The organism is Paenibacillus sp. FSL F4-0100 (assembly GCF_037993005.1).
Lineage (GTDB): Bacteria > Bacillota > Bacilli > Paenibacillales > Paenibacillaceae > Paenibacillus_AQ.
The window spans coordinates 4,237,465-4,255,356 of record NZ_CP150303.1 but is presented as its reverse complement, the minus strand read 5'-3'; the positions used below and the strand labels follow the sequence as shown (position 1 = coordinate 4,255,356).

Sequence of the window (17,892 nt, the reverse complement as noted above, 5' to 3'; positions counted from 1 at the left end):
CATCCAATCGCTCATGATGTGCATAGTCCGACCTCGCGATCGCTGGTTAAGCAACCCTACAGTTGCTTATTATTGACAAGCAACCGTAGGGTTGCTTATACTGGATATATGAATTGGGACAAAGACGCTATATTCAAAGCACTAGGAGACTCGACTCGGCGGCTTATTTTAGACGAACTATCTGAACGCAACGAGCTTACGTTGTATGAACTAACGGTACGTCTCATTATGAAGCATGACCTGTCCATTTCGCGACAAGCGATAGCCAAACATCTTTCTACATTAGAAGATGCAGGGCTCGTAAAATCAAAACGAAAGGGAAAATATCGAGTAGTTATATTCAACAACGAACCACTTAAAAATTTGCTGAAAGGATGGATAGAGTAATGAAGATCATTGTTACCAGTATATTCGTACAAGATCAAGACAAGGCACTGGATTTTTATACAGAAAAGCTGGGGTTTCTAAAAAAGGAGGACGTTCCCGTCGGAGAATTTAGGTGGATAACGCTTGTTTCTACCGATGAGCAAGACGGTACCGAGCTTTTACTCGAACCGAATGACCATCCTGCTGCCAAGGATTATCAAAAGAAGATATTTGCCGATGGGATCCCAGCGACAATGTTTGGTGTTGCGGATATTCAACAAGAGTATAAACGATTATTGGATAACGGCGTTAAGTTTACTATGGAGCCTACAAAAATGGGCGAACTCACAATTGCTGTCTTCGACGATACATGTGGCAACCTTATTCAGATTGTGCAAAAGTAACACACATAAGAAGTCGCGGAATCCGCGGCTTTTTTTGTTTTATACCCAAAACAATATAAAACCTTATTCAGCTTCAGCCCATACACGACATCGAACTCCTTCATACGTTAAATGTAGCCTGCCTAATCGGTTGATGAAAAGTATGATCATTTATTTATAAGGAGTTGGATAGATCGTGAAATCAGAAATTAAGCTTACAGGGCGAGTGATTTTTAAGGGTGATCCTGGTTATGAAGCCGCTCGTAAGAATTGGGATCCACATACGGACAGATGCCCTAAAGTTTTTGTTTTCGCTCAAAAAACACAGGATGTAGCCAATGCCATAAGATGGGCACGTAAAAATAATGTCCCTATTCGTCCGAGAAGCGGAAGGCATGCTCTAGAGACCAACCTTTCACAGGTTAATGGAGGCATTGTCATCGACGTTAGCCAAATGAAGAACATTAAGTTGAATAAAAAAAGCGGCACTGTTTTAATTGAGACAGGTAATCGGGTAGGAAGAATTGTAGATAAGTTGGCACGGCAAGGCTATATGGCTCCATTTGGTGACAGTCCAACGGTTGGTATCGGCGGAATCACACCCGGCGGGGGAATTGGGCCGCTGCAAAGAACGACAGGCCTCATCTGCGATAACCTGGTCGAACTCGAAATGGTTGATGCAAAAGGGAGAGTCATACGGGCGAACAAAAAACAAAACTCCGACCTCCTGTGGGCTACCCGTGGTGGCGGTGGCGGTAACTTCGGCATATATACCAAATATAAATTAAAAGCACTGCGCGCTCCAGCCCAAGCTACCGTATTCCGCATCACCTGGCCATGGGAGCAGTTCGAAAAAGTCGTAAAAAAATGGCAGGTATGGGCACCTAACGCCAGCACCAAGTTGGGCAGCGAATTAAGCATCGGTCCCAAAAAAGGCGGGAATGTCAGTATGTTGGGGGTGTACCTGGGATCAAAAAGCGAGGCCATCCGCCAGTTAAAACCTATTGGCGAAAAGCTAAATTCTATGTCGAATGGAACAGCTCATGGGTGAAGCCATCTCATGCGATAAAATGTTCAGGGCCGGTTTATTATGGAAAGAACTTTGCCAGATTAAGAAAAGTAAAAGCCAAATACGATCCGAAAAATGTATTTAACAATCCGCAGAGCATTCCACCGGCTTAAAGAAGCAGAGCAGCAAAGCAACTATGGTTTGGATTCAGATAGTTTGAAAATCGTAGGGAGGTAAATAAGCAGCAAGATGCTAAGCATCGTTTATAACCAGAAAGGCCATTCTGTGTGGGATGGTCCTTTTTTGAGTTGCTTCCATTTCGTAATCATTACGATTTATATTGACAAAGGCAAATCCCCACCGTATAATCCTTAATCGTAATGATTACTATTAAATGGAGGGATTAAGTATGAAACTTAAACTTGGGATGGGAGTTATTTTAGTAGCATTGGGGTTATTGTTTGCAGGGTGTCAAAGCGCTGATCCTAATGAGAATCGTCCTATCAACGAGACTGAGGCAGACAGCGGTACTCATGAAAGCAGCAACAGTCATAGTCATGATGATGAGGACGACCACAACCACAACCACAACCACAATCATGATGAGGAAGCAGAAGCGATCTACAAGGGGTTCTTTGATGACAGCCAAATCCAGCATCGTACACTGTCAGATTGGGAAGGAGACTGGCAATCGGTTTATCCATACTTGCTGGATGGAACACTGGATGAGGTGTTTGTGCACAAAGCGGAGGATACCGGAAAAATGACGGCGGCAGCGTACAAGGAATATTATGAAGTCGGCTACAAGACCGATACGGAACGTATTGTCATCGAAGGTGACACCGTCACGTTTTTCACGAACGGTCAGGAGCAGTCGGTCGAATACCAAGCCGATGGATACGAAATACTGACTTACGAAGCAGGTAACCGCGGGGTCCGTTACATATTTAAGTCGGTTGATGACATCGAGGGACTGCCTCGCTACATTCAATTTAGCGACCATCGCATCACGCCAAGCAAGTCTGATCATTTCCATTTATATTGGGGAGACGACCGCGAGGCTTTACTTCAAGAGGTTACGAATTGGCCTACCTATTACCCGTCCGCAATGGATGGCCATAGCATTGCCCATGAAATGATGGCACATTAACGGCTTCGATGCTCGATATCGGCATTCTGGAGTACATCAATTTTATCCTTGATCACAAAAAGACCGCCGGGATGGCGGTCTTTCAGTTGTTCATGAAGTTTATGATTGAAGGTATAGCGCGTAAACAAAAAAAACAAGGTGTAATTAACCAAGTTCTTTGATATTGCATATAAACAGACACGATGCTATAATCAGATCACGTCTGACAAAGATGATTTAGACATTAATATATCATCCTACAATCTAATTGTACCATGTCAAAAAAACCTTGTCAAATATTTTTTTCTCAATTTAATGGTTAGGAGAGATGTTGAATGAGTTCGTTGGTTCTCGGTTTTCAGGAAATGGAAAAAACGCAGCTTTGGCTCGTTGGCGGAAAAGGGTTGCATTTAGGGGGATTATCACAAATCGAAGGGATACAGGTTCCCGAAGGATTTTGTGTTACAACCGTGGGATATCAAAGAGCCATCGAACAAAATGAAACGTATCATGATTTGCTGGGTCAACTAACCATGTTAAAAACAGAAGATCGAGATCAAATTGGTGAAATCAGCCGGAAGATTCGTCAAACCATTATGGAAGCAGAAATTCCATCCGATGTCGTGGCAGCAGTTATTCATTATCTCTCCAAGTTTGGCGAGGAACATGCGTATGCCGTACGTTCCAGTGCGACTGCTGAAGATTTGCCACATGCCTCTTTTGCCGGTCAACAAGACACCTATTTAAACATCATTGGCGTCGATGCCATCTTGCAGCATATCAGCCAATGCTGGGCTTCCCTATTTACGGATCGCGCTGTGATCTACCGGATGCAAAATGGATTTGACCACCGTCAAGTTTATTTATCCGTTGTCGTTCAAAGGATGGTTTTCCCACAGGCTTCAGGGATTTTATTTACCGCCGATCCGATGACTTCGAGCCGAAAGCTGCTATCCATCGATGCCAGTTTTGGACTTGGAGAAGCACTGGTCTCTGGTTTGGTATCTGCTGATTGTTATCAAGTACAGGAAGGGGAGATCGTCGATAAGAGGATAGCAACCAAAACATTGGCGATCTATGGACGAAAAGAAGGCGGAACAGAGACACAGCAGATCGATCCCGATCAGCAAAAGACTCAAACACTTACAGATCAACAAATTTTACAACTGGCACGCATCGGGAGACAGATCGAAGCTCATTTTGGTTGCCCGCAAGATATTGAATGGTGTTTGGCTCACGATACTTTTTATATTGTCCAGAGTCGGCCTATCACGACTTTATACCCCATCCCTGAAGCGAGCAATCAAGAAAATTGCGTCTATATCTCTGTTGGTCATCAACAAATGATGACGGATCCCATAAAACCACTGGGATTGTCTTTTTTTCTATTGACCACTGCTGCACCTATGCGTAAAGCTGGTGGAAGGTTATTTGTTGATGTCACGCATAATCTAGCTTCACCTGACAGTAGAGAATTTTTATTAAATGGCATGGGACAATACGATCCGCTCTTAAAAGACGCACTTATGACCATAATAGATCGAGATTTCATAAAACTAGTACCAAACGATAAAAAAGACTCGAGTCCTAGTAAAAGCAATAAAGGTATGCCGCCTGCCGGTACTCAACCACAATTCGAAAACGACCCGACAATCGTTTCTGATTTGATTAAGCGTAGTCAAACATCGATCCAAGAGTTAAAACATAACATCCGAACGAAGTCTGGATCGGATTTGTTTGATTTTATCCTGGAAGATATTCAGCAATTAAAGAAGATCTTATTTGACCCACAAAGTTCGGCTGTGTTTATGGCTGCCATGAATGCTTCATCATGGATCAATGAAAAAATGAACGAGTGGCTAGGTGAAAAAAACGCAGCGGATGCGCTTTCTCAATCTGTACCCAATAATATTACTTCGGAAATGGGTTTGGCGCTGCTCGATGTCGCAGATGTAATCCGTCCTTATCCGGAAGTCATTGATTATTTACAACATGTCAAAGACGACAATTTTTTGGATGAACTGGTTAAGTTGGAAGGCGGGAAGGAAACCCAAGACGCGATCTATACTTATCTCAGCAAATACGGCATGCGCTGTGCCGGAGAAATCGATATCACCAGAACTCGTTGGAGCGAAAAACCAATTACGCTTGTCCCGTTGATTCTGGGTAACATCAAACACTTTGAACCTAATGAAAGCGGTCGGAAATTTGAGAAGGGGCAACAGGAGGCTTTAAAAAAAGAAAAAGAACTATTAGAGCGATTGAAGCAATTTCCAGATGGTGAACAAAAAGCCAAAGAAACCAAACGAATGATCGACCTTATCCGGAATTTCATCGGTTATCGGGAATATCCAAAATACGGCATGGTGAATCGCTACTTCGTTTATAAGCAGGCTTTACTCAAAGAAGCCGAACAACTCGTACAAGCGGGCGTTATTCATGAAAGAGAAGATATATATTATCTCACGTTTGAAGAACTTCACGAAGTCGTATGCACCAATAAACTGGATGACCCGGGTTGCATGGTCGAGCAGCAAGCGAATCTTGCGACCAGACAGATCATCAGCAAACGAAAAGACGAGTACAAATTGTATGAAAAACTAACTCCTCCACGTGTTATCACGTCGGATGGTGAAATCATTGCAGGTAATTACAAACGAGAAAATCTTCCAGCCGAAGCGATTGTAGGTCTAGCTGTTTCTTCCGGTGTTATAGAAGGGCGGGCACGTGTCATCTTAAACATGGAAGATGCGGATCTGGATGATGGAGATATATTAGTCACCTCCTTTACTGATCCCAGCTGGACACCTTTATTTGTATCCATAAAAGGCCTGGTCACCGAAGTGGGTGGATTGATGACCCATGGAGCCGTTATCGCGCGTGAATATGGCTTACCAGCCGTTGTCGGGGTGGAAAATGCCACTAAGCTGATAAAAGATGGGCAACGAATACGCGTGCATGGAACAGAAGGGTATATCGAAATATTGTGATGACTGAATAGGTGAAGTAAGAGGCGATTCCACCAAACGCTGTGCCCCGGGAAACCTCAATTTTTCTTCCTCACTAATATCCTAAACGATTGTTGCGTAATTTAAAGAAAGTTTTAGAAAAATATAATGTAGAAGTCAAAGTTCCTAGGCTGCTAACGGACTATGAAAAGGAGATAGGAAAAGAGGATGGTTATAGCAATTTCTTTATAAGAGATCCCTTTTTCACAGTAGGACATTTTTTAATAGAAGGGTCTCTTCGATTTCCACATAGAAGAAATGAGATACTACCCGTTAGAAATATATTAGCAATGGAATCAGACAACAATAAGTGCTTATACTTATCTATTCCAAAACCAGATATATCAAAAGGGCAATACTCTGAATGGTATTCGATGGATGAGGAATTTAGTGAGTAATTTTGGATATAAGGTGGTCGAGGTACCCCTTCATCATACAAACCTTCATCTTGACTGTGCTATGAGCTGGGTTAGAGAAGGGCTAATGATCGTTTGTGAAGAAGCATTATTAGATGGCATACCTGAACAATTTAAAGGTTGGGATAAAATATATGTAACATTAGAAGACTCCTCCAGACTTGCAATAAATGGTCTGCCTATAAATGAAAATGTATATATTACAGATCATGAATTTAAATGTATTGGAGATGAGTTGGAAAAAAGAGGGGTTAAAGTAGAATAGAAGTGATGACTAAATAGATTTTGAAAGTCGCATAAATTGCGGCTTTTTTTGCTTTAAGTATATAAGTTCGTCAAATTGATCGTCGAATCGGATCAAAACACAAGTCTAGATTATTGTATTTGGATTGACCATATCAACGTATGTTATCATAGTAAAGCAATGAGTAATTTTAAAACTGAACGAATACTTGGAGGGAGTACTCATTAATAACGTCGACCTGAATGAAGCAATGTCCATGTTAAAGAAGACGAGCCGTACTTTTTATATACCCATAAGCTATTTGGAATTAGGAATAAGGGAGGCAGTTGCATCTGCCTATCTATGTATGCGAGCAATAGACGAAATCGAAGATCATCATGAACTCACTGACGAATTGAAAGTTGAATTACTTTTTGGGATTTCTGAAATATTTAAATCCCAGGATGTTATGGAAGTTATGGAAGCAACACGAAGATTACTATCACCTTATCGGGCGGTATTACCGGAAGTTACGATGCAGCTAGATAAATGGGTGCTTCTTTGTCCGTCTTCCGGAGTCGCCATCGTAAATCATTACATCGCAAAGATGTCGTTACATATGTCTGATTGGGTTCAGAACGGGTGGAATATTCATACAGAAGAGGATCTGGACAGATACACCTATAGCGTGGCTGGTATGGTTGGAGAGATGTTATCAGAACTTTGGTTATGGCATGACGGGACGCAATCTGATCTAACAAAGGCGATTGCCTTCGGAAGAGGACTACAAGCAGTAAATATACTCCGAAATAGAGATGAGGATCTTAAACGTGGTGTTGACTTCTTTCCTGATGGTTGGGGATTTAATGAAATGCACCAGTACACATGCCGTAATTTACAAATCGCCGATTCTTATGTCGCAGACCTAAAGGATGGTCCAGCGTTAAAATTTTGCAAGATTCCACTAGCGTTAGCTCATGCTACCGTCAAACTCATTTCTGCGGGCGGAAGCAAATTAACGCGGGATACTGTTCTAAAAATTGTGAATCGTGTGACTGGATAACGTAATTGTCCATAGTTAGACTTGGATAAGGAGCCGCAAGCTATGGTATATCGGCTTCTTTCTGTTGTTCTTCTATCCTTTTGAGCAATGTGACAAGAATGTCATACGGAATGGAATATTGTTAGGTTAATCGATGGGAATATATAGACGTCTACCTTATACTGGAAAAGGCTTGAACGAGTTTTTTCCGAAGGAGGACATCCATTGATGACTGATGTAGTTAAAGCAATAATACTTGGCATAATAGAGGGCTTAACTGAATTTTTACCGGTATCGTCTACTGGACATCTGATTTTAGCAGGCCATCTGCTTAGCTTTGAGGGAGACGCTGCAATAACTTTTAAAATTGTGATCCAGTTGGGTGCAGTCATGGCAGTTCTAATTCTTTATTGGAAAAGGTATTTGCAGATTGGGGCTAATCTGATTAAAATGGATTTTTCCCAAAGTAAAGGATTAAATGTTATTCATATGATTTTGGCTATGTTACCAGCATTAATCCTATATCTTGTCTTCAAAGACACAATAAAAAGTCAATTATTCGGCCCAACCCCTGTCTTGATCGGTCTAGTTGCCGGTGGCTTGTTGATGATCGTCGCAGCACGGAGCAGGAGAACTAAAACCGCTGATACGATGGATGGGATTAATTACAAACAAGCTTTCGGGATTGGCCTGTTCCAATGTTTGGCTTTGTGGCCGGGATTTTCAAGATCGGGGTCCACGATTTCCGGTGGACTATTGCTTGGTACTAGTCAAAAAGCCGCCGCAGATTTCACATTCCTTATTTCCGTGCCTGTTATGTTTGGCGCAAGCTTGTTAGATTTATACGATAGTCGTGATTTGCTGAATGCTGACGATCTCTTTCTAATGTTAGTTGGCTTTACGACATCCTTTATTGTGGCCATGATTGCAGTAGTGACGTTCATCAAACTGATTAAGCGACTTCGATTGGAATGGTTTGCTCTGTATCGTTTTGTTTTAGCAGCGCTCTTCTATTTAATCGTCATACTGTAAGGTCCTAGCATAATTAGATGAAACGCAGCCGGAAAGCTGCGTTTTTTCTTTTTTGACATCAAATTGAACCTTATTGGGCAATGGAGCCAATATCAGGTGTAAGTCCTTAAATGGAGGCCGGCCCTATGAATGAAATGGATATCAAACCTTGGCTCATCCGGATGAGTCAGGGAGATGAAGAAGCGTTCCAAACAATTTATGATTTAACACGTGATCAGGCTTTCGGTTTAATCTATTATCTGGCTCCCAACAAGCACGATGTTCCGGATATTATGAGCGAGGTGTATATCGAATTGTTCAAGAGCCTGGACAATTATCAGCTGGAGCAGAAATTCAGTTCTTGGTTCAACGGCTTGATTATCCGGCAAGTTCGGAGCTGGAAGCGAAAAAGCTGGCGAAGGATTCGCATTTTGGAAAAGATGAAAGGGATGTCTTCCGAACCGCCTCAATTGGCAATGGAAGATCGAGTATCCCTTCTTAGCGACCGCCTGGAGCTGATTCCGATGCTCAAAGCGCTGCCTTTGAAGCTCAAAGAGGTTGTCGTCCTCAGGTATTATCAGGACTGCACGCTTGAAGAAATCGCCCAGTTGTTAAAAATTCCATTAGGCACCGTAAAATCCAGGCACCATCATGCCCTGAAGCGACTTCGCCATATGTATAGCCAGCGGGACCACAGAAAGGAGCGGGACGGCTATGTCTATTGAACAGCAATTGAAAGACGAGTTTCAACAAAACGCAAAAAACATCGTGTGTCCTTCTTCTATAGATCTGCGAGTAATGAACGTCCACAGGGAGCAGATGCTGGAGAAGAAGGGAGAACAACCGATGAGAAGAAGACGGAAATGGTCCAAAGCGGTAATGGTCATTATACTGATTGCGGTCGTAAGCGGCTTTGCTTATGCGGGTCGAACGCTGCTGTTCGAAGAGACGAGAGGTAATATGACGATGTCCGCCGTAACGTTGGAGGATTTGAGCTTAAGCAAAACTCAGCTCGAGAGCATCAGCCAGGCCCGGAATGAGGTGAAAGCTCAGTTGAACCCGGGAGAGTCCGCCGTCGTCTATTTATCCGATTTGGGCAACGTCAAGAGCTTGCCGTTCATTCCTGTCTCGCAGCCGGACGTGAACGAGGACCTGGATACTTGGAGAAAGGCATTAACGGACCGACATTTTGATGTGTTGCCTCCAGACTCCTTGCTTGGAACGTATAGGTTCACGGGAGGAATGGAGCTGTCTCCATTCGGCGCTTATGGGGGCTCCGAGACGGATATCGCAGCTTTGCTTGAAGAGTTGAAGGCCGAGAGCGAAGAGTCGGGAAAAGATTTTATATGGAGAAAAACTTCCATTCCAACCTCGTTTCCGTTGTTATCGTACACCACCGTATATCGCAATTCAGATCAAGAGACGCTGTATTTGGTCATGGAAACACCTCGCGATTCCAAAGTGAAAATACAGACGTTAGCCCCATCTTCAGCTAAATATGAAGAAATGGAGCTGAATGGACACGACGCCCATTATTTAATAAACGATTCATATGTATATACCGATAGCCATGTCTACCAAGAAATCAGTTGGATGATCGAAAAAGAGGGGCAGGCGATCATATATCGGTTAGGCAGCGATTCGCCTACGATGACAAAAGAGCGACTAATGGAAGCCGCAATAAGTCTATAGGCTGATAACGGCTGAACGGTCAGGATACATCGCTCCGGAGATATGGTAATGATGCCGCGTAAATCGCGGCTTTTTTTATTGAACGAGAGCATACCTTTAGCTGGTTGTTTGCTCCCAGAAAGGGGCCAAATTGACCGCTATAACCTCAATGACTTCTTCAAACATCGTTTCCACTGAACGATCTTGAGGGTTCCGGCTCCACTGCAAAGCGGATCCGAATATGCCCCAACTGATAACGAGTGCCGCAGCTTCCAATTTTTCTTGCGAAAAGCCCTGTGTGTCCATTTCATTTACCCGTTTAAGCAGAAGTCGATGAAGATCCTGACGCATGGCATTTTCAAACATCGCTTCAAACTGCTTGTCTCCCGGCGTACTACATTGTCGAAACCGCAAAAGAAAATCGAATATGGTTTGAATAAGGATGCGCAAATTGTCCGCATTGCATCTTGTTTGTTCCGGCAGTCTATCCCTTATAGTCCTTTGGAACTTTTCCGTCATCCAATATTCAAGAAAGTCATATTTATCCTGAAAATGAGCATAAAATGTTGTTCGATTTACGGTTGCTTGATTCGTGATATCGTGCACAGAAATGGAATAGATGTTTCTCTTTTTCCCAACCAAATCGTTAAAAGCCTGCACGAACAATTGACGGGTTCTTTTAACACGCGGATCCTCGGGATTTACCGACATTTTATCCCCCTCTTTCTCTCAAATTCAATAACAGACAAAAGGGCAAAAATGTTGGGAACACAACAAAAACAGCTTTTTGCAGGTTGTTTGCATAACTCAATCCTTTTATCTTTTACTTAAGAGGTTGTTCAAAAAGTCACTTAAAATCCATTGAGCTGTTTGTGTCTGATTCAGCGACTTTTGTTAACACGCACTTATACGATTATGATTGCACAAACAAAATCGTATGGCAAACTCTTTATCTGATTTGCAAACGAAAGGATGAGTATAGAAATGATTGTTGTTACAGGAGCGAATGGAAAATTAGGCCGGAAGGTCGTAGAGGAACTTCTCAAGCGTGTTCCTGCCGGGGATATTGGTGTAAGTGTCCGTGATGTGAACACGGCACAGGACCTAAAAGAACGAGGAGTTCGTGTCCGGCAAGGAAATTTCGATGATTCCGAAAGTCTTCTACACGCCTTTGAGGGAGCGTCTCAAGTTCTTATTATCTCGTCCCACTCCTTGGGAGAAGTTGCTGTTCGCCAGCATCAAACCGCAATCGACGCGGCCAAGAAAGCGGGTGTTGGTCGACTGCTGTATACTAGCCAAATGTTTTCATCTGCAACGTCGCATTTTCCTCCCATGAACGTTCATGCTGCTACAGAAGAGATGCTAAAATCTTCGGGAATGGCTTTCACGTCGCTGCGAAACGGCTTTTATGCCGCATCAGCGATGATGTGGATGGGTGATGCCTTGAAAACAGGGGAATTGATTGCTCCGGAAGATGGTCCTGTTGCCTGGACCAGCCATTCCGACCTGGCTGAAGCCACAGCGGTCATCTTGACAGAGCAGAGATATGACGGTATGACCCCTCACCTTACGGCTTCCGAAGCAATTGACATGGGTAGAATCGCATCGATTGCTTCCAAGGTCTTGGATCGACCGATTCGGCGAATTGTCGTGTCGGATGATGAATATCGAAACCACTTGATGTCCCGAGGACTGCCGGAAGCGATGGTTGGTATGCTTACGGGTATGTTTCAGGCAAGTCGACAAGGAGATTTCTCGCAAACCAATCCCGCTTTGGAAAACCTGATTGGCAGATCCCCAGTGAATTTTACGGATTATTTAAAAGACTCGATTTCCCAATGATGAGAGTATAGTCGGTCTTTATACACCAGTGAAATAAAACACCGAATCATAATGAAAACCAAGGCCTAACTTCAAAATGGAGCAAAAACAATTTATATCGGCGGACAAAATGCTATTAACTCAACAGGTGAGCTAATTGAAGCTGGCGATTTGGAAATGCAGTCAAAGCAGGCGCTTCATAATATCGCAACGATTTTAGCGTCTGAAAATGCAAGTTTCGCCAATCTGGTTAAACTAAATATCTATTTAGTTCATGGAAGTGACCTGAATTGGATACAAAGCATTTCAGGAGGTTTCCGGTATATTAGATAATCCACCTGTGGTTACCGTTCTATTTGTTTCGGGAAATAATTCGGTATTATTATACTGCAATATCATTTAATGGAAAACGACCGGTCGAACCCAGGTCGTTTTTTTGATAGGAATGAGATGTCGGAACGTCTGTCGCGCAGTTTCTTTGCTTCCGTCGAAATGTTTGATTTTGGCGCTGACCTCCTTCAGGATAGTATAGTACAATAGGATCGTTTCAGATGAGACGGACGGATTAACGTAACTTTCATTCTGTCCGCATGCTTGGCGATATCTGGTCGTGATGGATCGGGCCAAGTTGGGGATATTACGTTTTGCCAAAGATTTCAGTCTCTCTATGCGCTAGCTAAGCTTTCTAGTTTTGAGATTACGAAAAATCAAAGGTGTGCAGGCTTTGCCTTAGCACTTGCGTGAATGTTGTATGATTTAAGTTGGAAAGAAAAAACAAGGGGGAGAACCTTATGGAAAAGGGGAATCTTTTCAGCAAGATATGGGCAATTCCCAAAGATACCATAGCAGCAGGTCGTCGTCATACGGTTGGACTTAAATCGGATGGCACGGTGACGGCTGTGGGTGATAATAAATATGGCCAATGTGATGTAAGTGGCTGGCGCGATATGGTTGCGGTTGCGGCTGGTAATGTTCATATGGCGACGAACACGGGTAATGCTCATACCGTCGGGCTTAAATCGGACGGCACAGTGGCGGCTGTGGGTTGGAATAAGTATGACCAATGCGATGTAAGCAGCTGGCGTGATATGGTGGCGGTTGCGGCGGGTTGGCGTCGTACCGTCGGTCTTAAATCGGATGGCACAGTGGTGGCTGTGGGTCGAAATAATGAAGGCCAATGCAATGTAAGTGGCTGGTGTGATATGGTGGCGGTCGCGGTGGGTGACTGGCATACCATCGGTCTTAAATTGGACGGTACGGTGATGGCTGTGGGTAATAATAGGTATCGCCAATGCAATGTAAGCGACTGGCGCGGCATCGTGGCGGTTGCGGCGGGTTATCTTCATACCGTTGGGCTTAAATCGGATGGCACGGCGGTCGCTGTGGGTCAAAATAAGGTAGGTCAATGCGATGTGAGCGGGTGGCGCGGTATTGTCGCGATAGCGGTGGGTAGTCATCATACCATCGGGCTTAAATCGGACGGTACGGTGGCAGCTGTGGGCTGGAATGAGTATGGTCAATGCAATGTAAGTGACTGGTGCGATATTGTAGCAGTTGCGGCGGGCTGCGCTCATACCATCGGCCTTAAATCGGACGGCACGGTGATGGCTGTGGGTAATAATGAATATGGACAATGCGATGTAAGCAGTTGGACTAACATCCAACTACCCGGCGGTAAGGAGTGGTAAGAATAAATAAAATAAAAATAATGTTTATTTATATAATTCAACGGGTTCTTTGGTCGCCGTCAGAAATAGAAGTGATAATTGAAGGGATACTGGCCGTTGATTTGCCGAACGGATTAAAAACTGGAGATAAGATCCAACTGAAAGGAAAGTCAGTATTCAGAATTTAAAAAAGGAAAAATATCATTAATTGAAGACTACAGTTGATTAGCAAAGCGGGCTCTAAAAAGAGAATTAGTGATGAACTTTGCAAAAATAAAGGAAAGCAGCCGATTAATGTGATCGGCTGCTTTTCGCTGGTTCAGCTGACTCAAGTCTCGCAATCTCATAAAAGATACGATACTACTCCAGATTTTGCTTGCATTACCATTACCTTTATTTATATCGAGTATAACAAATATCAATTATTATAATATGCCCTATTCCATTATCATTTATTTTATAAGCAAATCCAAATAGGAGTCATAACTGTAAGCTGCAAGGGATTTTGTTGAACAAATCGAGTCGGAGATAGGGTACCGATTACGATTATGTCCGTCGGACCTAGACGAGAGCGGGTCATTCAGCGATGAGTGCGGGCTGAATTAAAGGAGGAAGTAGGATCATGGCATTGATTGCGTTTACTTTAATCGGGGTGTTTATCGGCGTATTATCCAGCCTTTTCGGCCTAGGTGGCGGCTTCGTTGTCGTCCCAATTCTATATGTTTTCCTTCCTCACGTTGTTCCTGCGGAATATGTTATGCATACAGCTGTGGGGACATCACTGGCTGTCATGATTATAAATTCAACGAATTCCACCTATAATCATTCGAAGCAAGGTAATATCAATTGGATGGTATTTAGACAATTAGCCGGTTTTATCGCATCAGGCGCTCTAATCGGCGGGCTGTTGGCCCGCTATATCGATGGTGGATTGCTCAAATGTGCATTTATTATGCTACTTTGTTATGTCATTATATCTAATTTGTACAAGAAAACAGCGAATAGTAACGATGAATTCCCGATCTCTCCTCTGCCAGGACGCATATCCCGTTTCGTTATTGGATCGTTCATTGGCATTATTTCAACGTTGCTAGGGATTGGCGGTAGCGTTATGACGATCCCATACCTTAGAAAATATGGGATGCGGATGCTGCATGCGGTCGCTCTAGCTACACCACTAGGTCTGCCTGTCGCTATTGTCGGTGCATCCACTTATCTTGCTTCAGGATTACGGGTAGCTGGCATGCCAGATTCGACCATTGGATTTATTTATATACCTGCATTGATTGGATTATCGCTTGGGGGGCTGATAGGAGTACCAATCGGGAGAAGGTGGGCTCAGAAAATTCCAGATACTTTGTTTTTTAGAATTTATTTATGGTTACTTATCATCGTGGTCATTACGATGATTATAGAATAACCCATCAAACATGATGACTTGTTCAATGAACCATTCGGCAATATAAATGGATTTTGGCGTATAAAGTTTGTCTTTGATATCGGCCCTCATCGAGATATTTTGATATAGAAAGAGGTATAATAAAATAATTGAATAATCAAGTACAACGCGATATTCTCGTTTATTTATAAAACACGAAGGAGGGAATTTTATATGCAATATGGACCTGATCCTAATGCAATCTACCCAAATGAGGCAATTAAAAGTATATGTTATATTAAAAACGTTGTAACTCGCTCAAATATTGTTGTCGGTGACTACACATATTATGACGATATCAACGGGGCTGAAAAGTTTGAAGAGCGTGTCACACATCACTATGAATTTATTGGAGATAAGCTGATTATCGGAAAATTTTGCGCAATAGCAAAGGGTATTGAATTTGTAATGAATGGGGCAAACCATAGAATGTACAGCGTTACTACCTATCCATTTAACATTATGGGCCATGGTTGGGAGAAAGCGACTCCGACACTGGCCGACTTACCCCTTAAAGGTGATACTGTAATTGGAAACGATGTATGGATCGGTCAAAATGTGACCGTAATGCCCGGTGTACATATTGGAGATGGAGCAATTATTGCAGCTAATTCTGTTGTTGTAAAGGATGTTCCCCCTTACCATATTGCAGGCGGGAATCCTTGCAAAGTCATTAAGCAAAGATTTGACGATGAACTCATCGATTATCTCCTTCTCATTAAATGGTGGGATTGGCCTGTTCGTAAGATATTTGATAATCTTGAAACTCTATGCAGCGGGGATCTGACAAAAATCAAAGGAATTTAAGGGGGTGGCTCACAATGCGAACATCCATTTTCAGGCGTTTGTAGCTAAAGCTCCTTCCGAAGGGACGCGTCCGCAGAGCGAAAACTTTGATTTGATGACGGGTGAGGGTAACCAGTCACTTACAGCCACCTTGCATCAGGAAGAAGATTTTTCCTTATACGTATTCGAAAAGTTTGCTTTCGACGCTGCCGAAGGACGCCTATTTCTTAGCAGCAATCCAGAATACTATGTTGATATTGAGTCACTGCCTACAAGTTATGACCTAACGCAGCTTAAAGCTGCAGGAAAAAAGGAATTGGAAGAGTTCGGCGAAGTATCCGATTTTAGTGGAGAGCTCGTCGAGCATCCACTGGGTTCCGCCGAGCTCTACCTACAAACCTCGAGTGGTGAAGGGATAAACGATTATATCGTGTGGCAGTCTGAAACAGGCGACGCATTCCTGTTCCGCCTTCACAATCCAAAAGGCGAAGAGGCTTCGGTTTTTGCCGGTCCGGTCCTCGTTTCGTTATCTACGGTTCAAAGCGATTCAAAATGAATGAAGTTTTGCACCGATGATTCCAGAAGAGACGGGAATCATGCAAGGGGCTCGAAAAAGACACTGGATCAGCTGTTTAAGTTCTGTCTGAGGTCAAGAACATTGTGCCGTAGCTGTTGATGTTGTCAACAGAAAATATAAACACTAGACTGACGACCGGTTTTAGCTAACGGGCAGAACTGCTCAGCAAGCACAACTACACAAAAAGGAGGTCAACCAGTAAGTTCTGGTGACCTCTGTTATGATCTATCCGTCTGTACGAAGCGTCAACAAGCGTTTTAGGTTATCATCAATAAATTGATTATCCGCACTGTTGATTCCGCGACCGGCAAAATGTCCCCAGATCGACTTGATCGGATTGAAAACAGCATTAGGCATAAGCTTAGCCTCGTATTCGTTATCATCCGCAGAGCAGAAGAGATCCGTGCTCCCCGGCATGACGCAGGCAAGTGCTTTAATGCTCTTGAGCGCCTTATCGAAATCTCCGTTATAAAACGGGTTTGCACTAATATCTGCATTTTGTCCTGTCCATAACATGGCTAAGACATTGTGCGGATCCATCTTCATGAAACTATCTTCCCAGACGCCCACCATAAAATCTGCCAATGAGTCAAATCCCAGCTCACGATAAAGTTCTTCTCTGTAAAACGCGTGTGATACGCCCCATCCGGCATAGACACGACCAACCGCGCGCATGTCTGCAGAAGTCAACTGATTTAGTTCACTTGAATCGAAGCGGACTGCAGCCATGAGTGGAGCTCTCATTCCTTCCAGGACCACATACGTCTGGGGCCAGGTCTTTGCAACTCCGGCGAAAGGTGCAATTCGTTCCACCATGTCGGGATAACTTGCCCCCCATTGGAATGCTTGAATGCCTCCCATTGACCATCCAACGACGAGAGCGATCTTTTCAATACCGAATTTTTCGGTCACCAGCCGATGCTGGAATTTAACGTTGTCATAGATGGTTACCCCCGGAAAATGAGCCCGGTCAAATGGGGGAGGCGTGTTACTGGGAGACGAGGATAACCCGTTGCCCAATAGATTTGGAACGATAATGAAATATTCTCGCGGATCTAGGGCCATGCCGTTTCCAATCAACCATTCATTCTGAACATGCTGATCGCCAAAAGCAGTTGGATAGACGATGACATTATCTTTCTTTTCATTTAATCTTCCATAAGTTTTATAAGCAAGAAAAGCGCTCGGTAACGTCACACCTGATTGCAAGGTTACGTCACCCAAATCAAAAATCTCATAATCCATCGTTTTGTCTCTCCCTTCAAAATGAAACCACACATGTAGCGTGTATTTCTTGTACTAAGTATAGGTCCGTGGTACTCTCAATAAAAGTGAATGAAATTCA

16 protein-coding genes and 2 pseudogenes are annotated in these 17,892 nt (G+C 43.3%); 16 read left to right on the top strand and 2 right to left on the bottom strand.

What is annotated here, in order from left to right; all coding sequences use genetic code 11:
* The first annotated feature begins 108 nt into the window (after positions 1-108).
* From MHH48_RS19115 to MHH48_RS19070, 10 genes and pseudogenes are all read left to right on the top strand, one after another.
* On the top strand, positions 109-387 hold the full coding sequence (locus MHH48_RS19115) for a metalloregulator ArsR/SmtB family transcription factor (RefSeq protein ID WP_076321527.1): 279 nt from the start codon (positions 109-111) through the stop codon (positions 385-387).
* Entirely contained in the window at positions 387-770 is a 384-nt protein-coding gene (locus MHH48_RS19110; RefSeq protein ID WP_076321526.1) for a VOC family protein, read from the top strand. The genes MHH48_RS19115 and MHH48_RS19110 overlap by 1 nt, the downstream gene beginning before the upstream one ends.
* Before the next feature lie 175 nt (positions 771-945).
* A pseudogene (locus tag MHH48_RS19105) lies at positions 946-1,931 on the top strand (FAD-dependent oxidoreductase).
* Positions 1,932-2,167: 236 nt separating this feature from the next.
* Positions 2,168-2,908, top strand: a complete 741-nt coding sequence (locus MHH48_RS19100) for a metal-binding protein ZinT (RefSeq protein ID WP_076321525.1) — start codon at positions 2,168-2,170, stop codon at positions 2,906-2,908.
* A gap of 314 nt (positions 2,909-3,222) precedes the next feature.
* A complete protein-coding gene (gene ppsA / locus MHH48_RS19095) occupies positions 3,223-5,877 on the top strand; it encodes a phosphoenolpyruvate synthase (RefSeq protein WP_076321524.1) in 2,655 nt (884 codons plus the stop codon).
* A gap of 408 nt (positions 5,878-6,285) precedes the next feature.
* A complete protein-coding gene (locus MHH48_RS19090) occupies positions 6,286-6,576 on the top strand; it encodes a hypothetical protein (RefSeq protein ID WP_076321523.1) in 291 nt (96 codons plus the stop codon).
* A gap of 229 nt (positions 6,577-6,805) precedes the next feature.
* Positions 6,806-7,597, top strand: a complete 792-nt coding sequence (locus MHH48_RS19085; protein ID WP_076321522.1) for a squalene/phytoene synthase family protein — start codon at positions 6,806-6,808, stop codon at positions 7,595-7,597.
* A gap of 207 nt (positions 7,598-7,804) precedes the next feature.
* Complete coding sequence (locus MHH48_RS19080; protein WP_076321521.1) at positions 7,805-8,608, top strand: undecaprenyl-diphosphate phosphatase; 804 nt, start codon at positions 7,805-7,807, stop codon at positions 8,606-8,608.
* A 125-nt stretch (positions 8,609-8,733) separates the two neighbouring features.
* Positions 8,734-9,312, top strand: a complete 579-nt coding sequence (locus MHH48_RS19075; protein ID WP_076321520.1) for a sigma-70 family RNA polymerase sigma factor — start codon at positions 8,734-8,736, stop codon at positions 9,310-9,312.
* Positions 9,302-10,279 carry a hypothetical protein gene (locus MHH48_RS19070; RefSeq protein WP_076321519.1) on the top strand — a complete coding sequence of 326 codons (978 nt, stop codon included), beginning with the start codon at positions 9,302-9,304 and terminating at the stop codon, positions 10,277-10,279. The genes MHH48_RS19075 and MHH48_RS19070 overlap by 11 nt, the downstream gene beginning before the upstream one ends.
* A gap of 96 nt (positions 10,280-10,375) precedes the next feature.
* Here MHH48_RS19070 and MHH48_RS19065 read toward each other — a convergent pair whose 3' ends face one another.
* A complete protein-coding gene (locus MHH48_RS19065) occupies positions 10,376-10,969 on the bottom strand; it encodes a TetR family transcriptional regulator (RefSeq protein WP_076321518.1) in 594 nt (197 codons plus the stop codon).
* Between the two features lie 273 nt (positions 10,970-11,242).
* On the opposite strand from MHH48_RS19065, the gene MHH48_RS19060 reads away from it, so the two are divergent.
* From MHH48_RS19060 to MHH48_RS19035, 6 genes and pseudogenes are all read left to right on the top strand, one after another.
* Positions 11,243-12,100 (top strand): SDR family oxidoreductase, encoded by an 858-nt coding sequence (locus tag MHH48_RS19060; RefSeq protein WP_076321517.1) that lies wholly within the window; start codon positions 11,243-11,245, stop codon positions 12,098-12,100.
* Positions 12,101-12,870: 770 nt separating this feature from the next.
* Positions 12,871-13,767 (top strand): chromosome condensation regulator, encoded by an 897-nt coding sequence (locus tag MHH48_RS19055; RefSeq protein ID WP_076321515.1) that lies wholly within the window; start codon positions 12,871-12,873, stop codon positions 13,765-13,767.
* 65 nt (positions 13,768-13,832) lie between these two features.
* Positions 13,833-13,971 (top strand): annotated as a pseudogene (locus tag MHH48_RS19050) (nuclear transport factor 2 family protein); the annotation flags it as partial.
* Positions 13,972-14,368: 397 nt separating this feature from the next.
* Entirely contained in the window at positions 14,369-15,166 is a 798-nt protein-coding gene (locus MHH48_RS19045) for a sulfite exporter TauE/SafE family protein (RefSeq protein ID WP_076321514.1), read from the top strand.
* Positions 15,167-15,358: 192 nt separating this feature from the next.
* Complete coding sequence (locus MHH48_RS19040) at positions 15,359-15,991, top strand: Vat family streptogramin A O-acetyltransferase (RefSeq protein ID WP_076321513.1); 633 nt, start codon at positions 15,359-15,361, stop codon at positions 15,989-15,991.
* Between the two features lie 4 nt (positions 15,992-15,995).
* Positions 15,996-16,526, top strand: coding sequence for a hypothetical protein (locus MHH48_RS19035; RefSeq protein WP_256720441.1), 531 nt, complete (start codon positions 15,996-15,998; stop codon positions 16,524-16,526).
* 246 nt (positions 16,527-16,772) lie between these two features.
* On the opposite strand, the gene MHH48_RS19030 is transcribed toward MHH48_RS19035, so the two are convergent.
* A complete protein-coding gene (locus MHH48_RS19030; protein WP_076321512.1) occupies positions 16,773-17,792 on the bottom strand; it encodes an alpha/beta fold hydrolase in 1,020 nt (339 codons plus the stop codon).
* Positions 17,793-17,892: the final 100 nt, after the last annotated feature.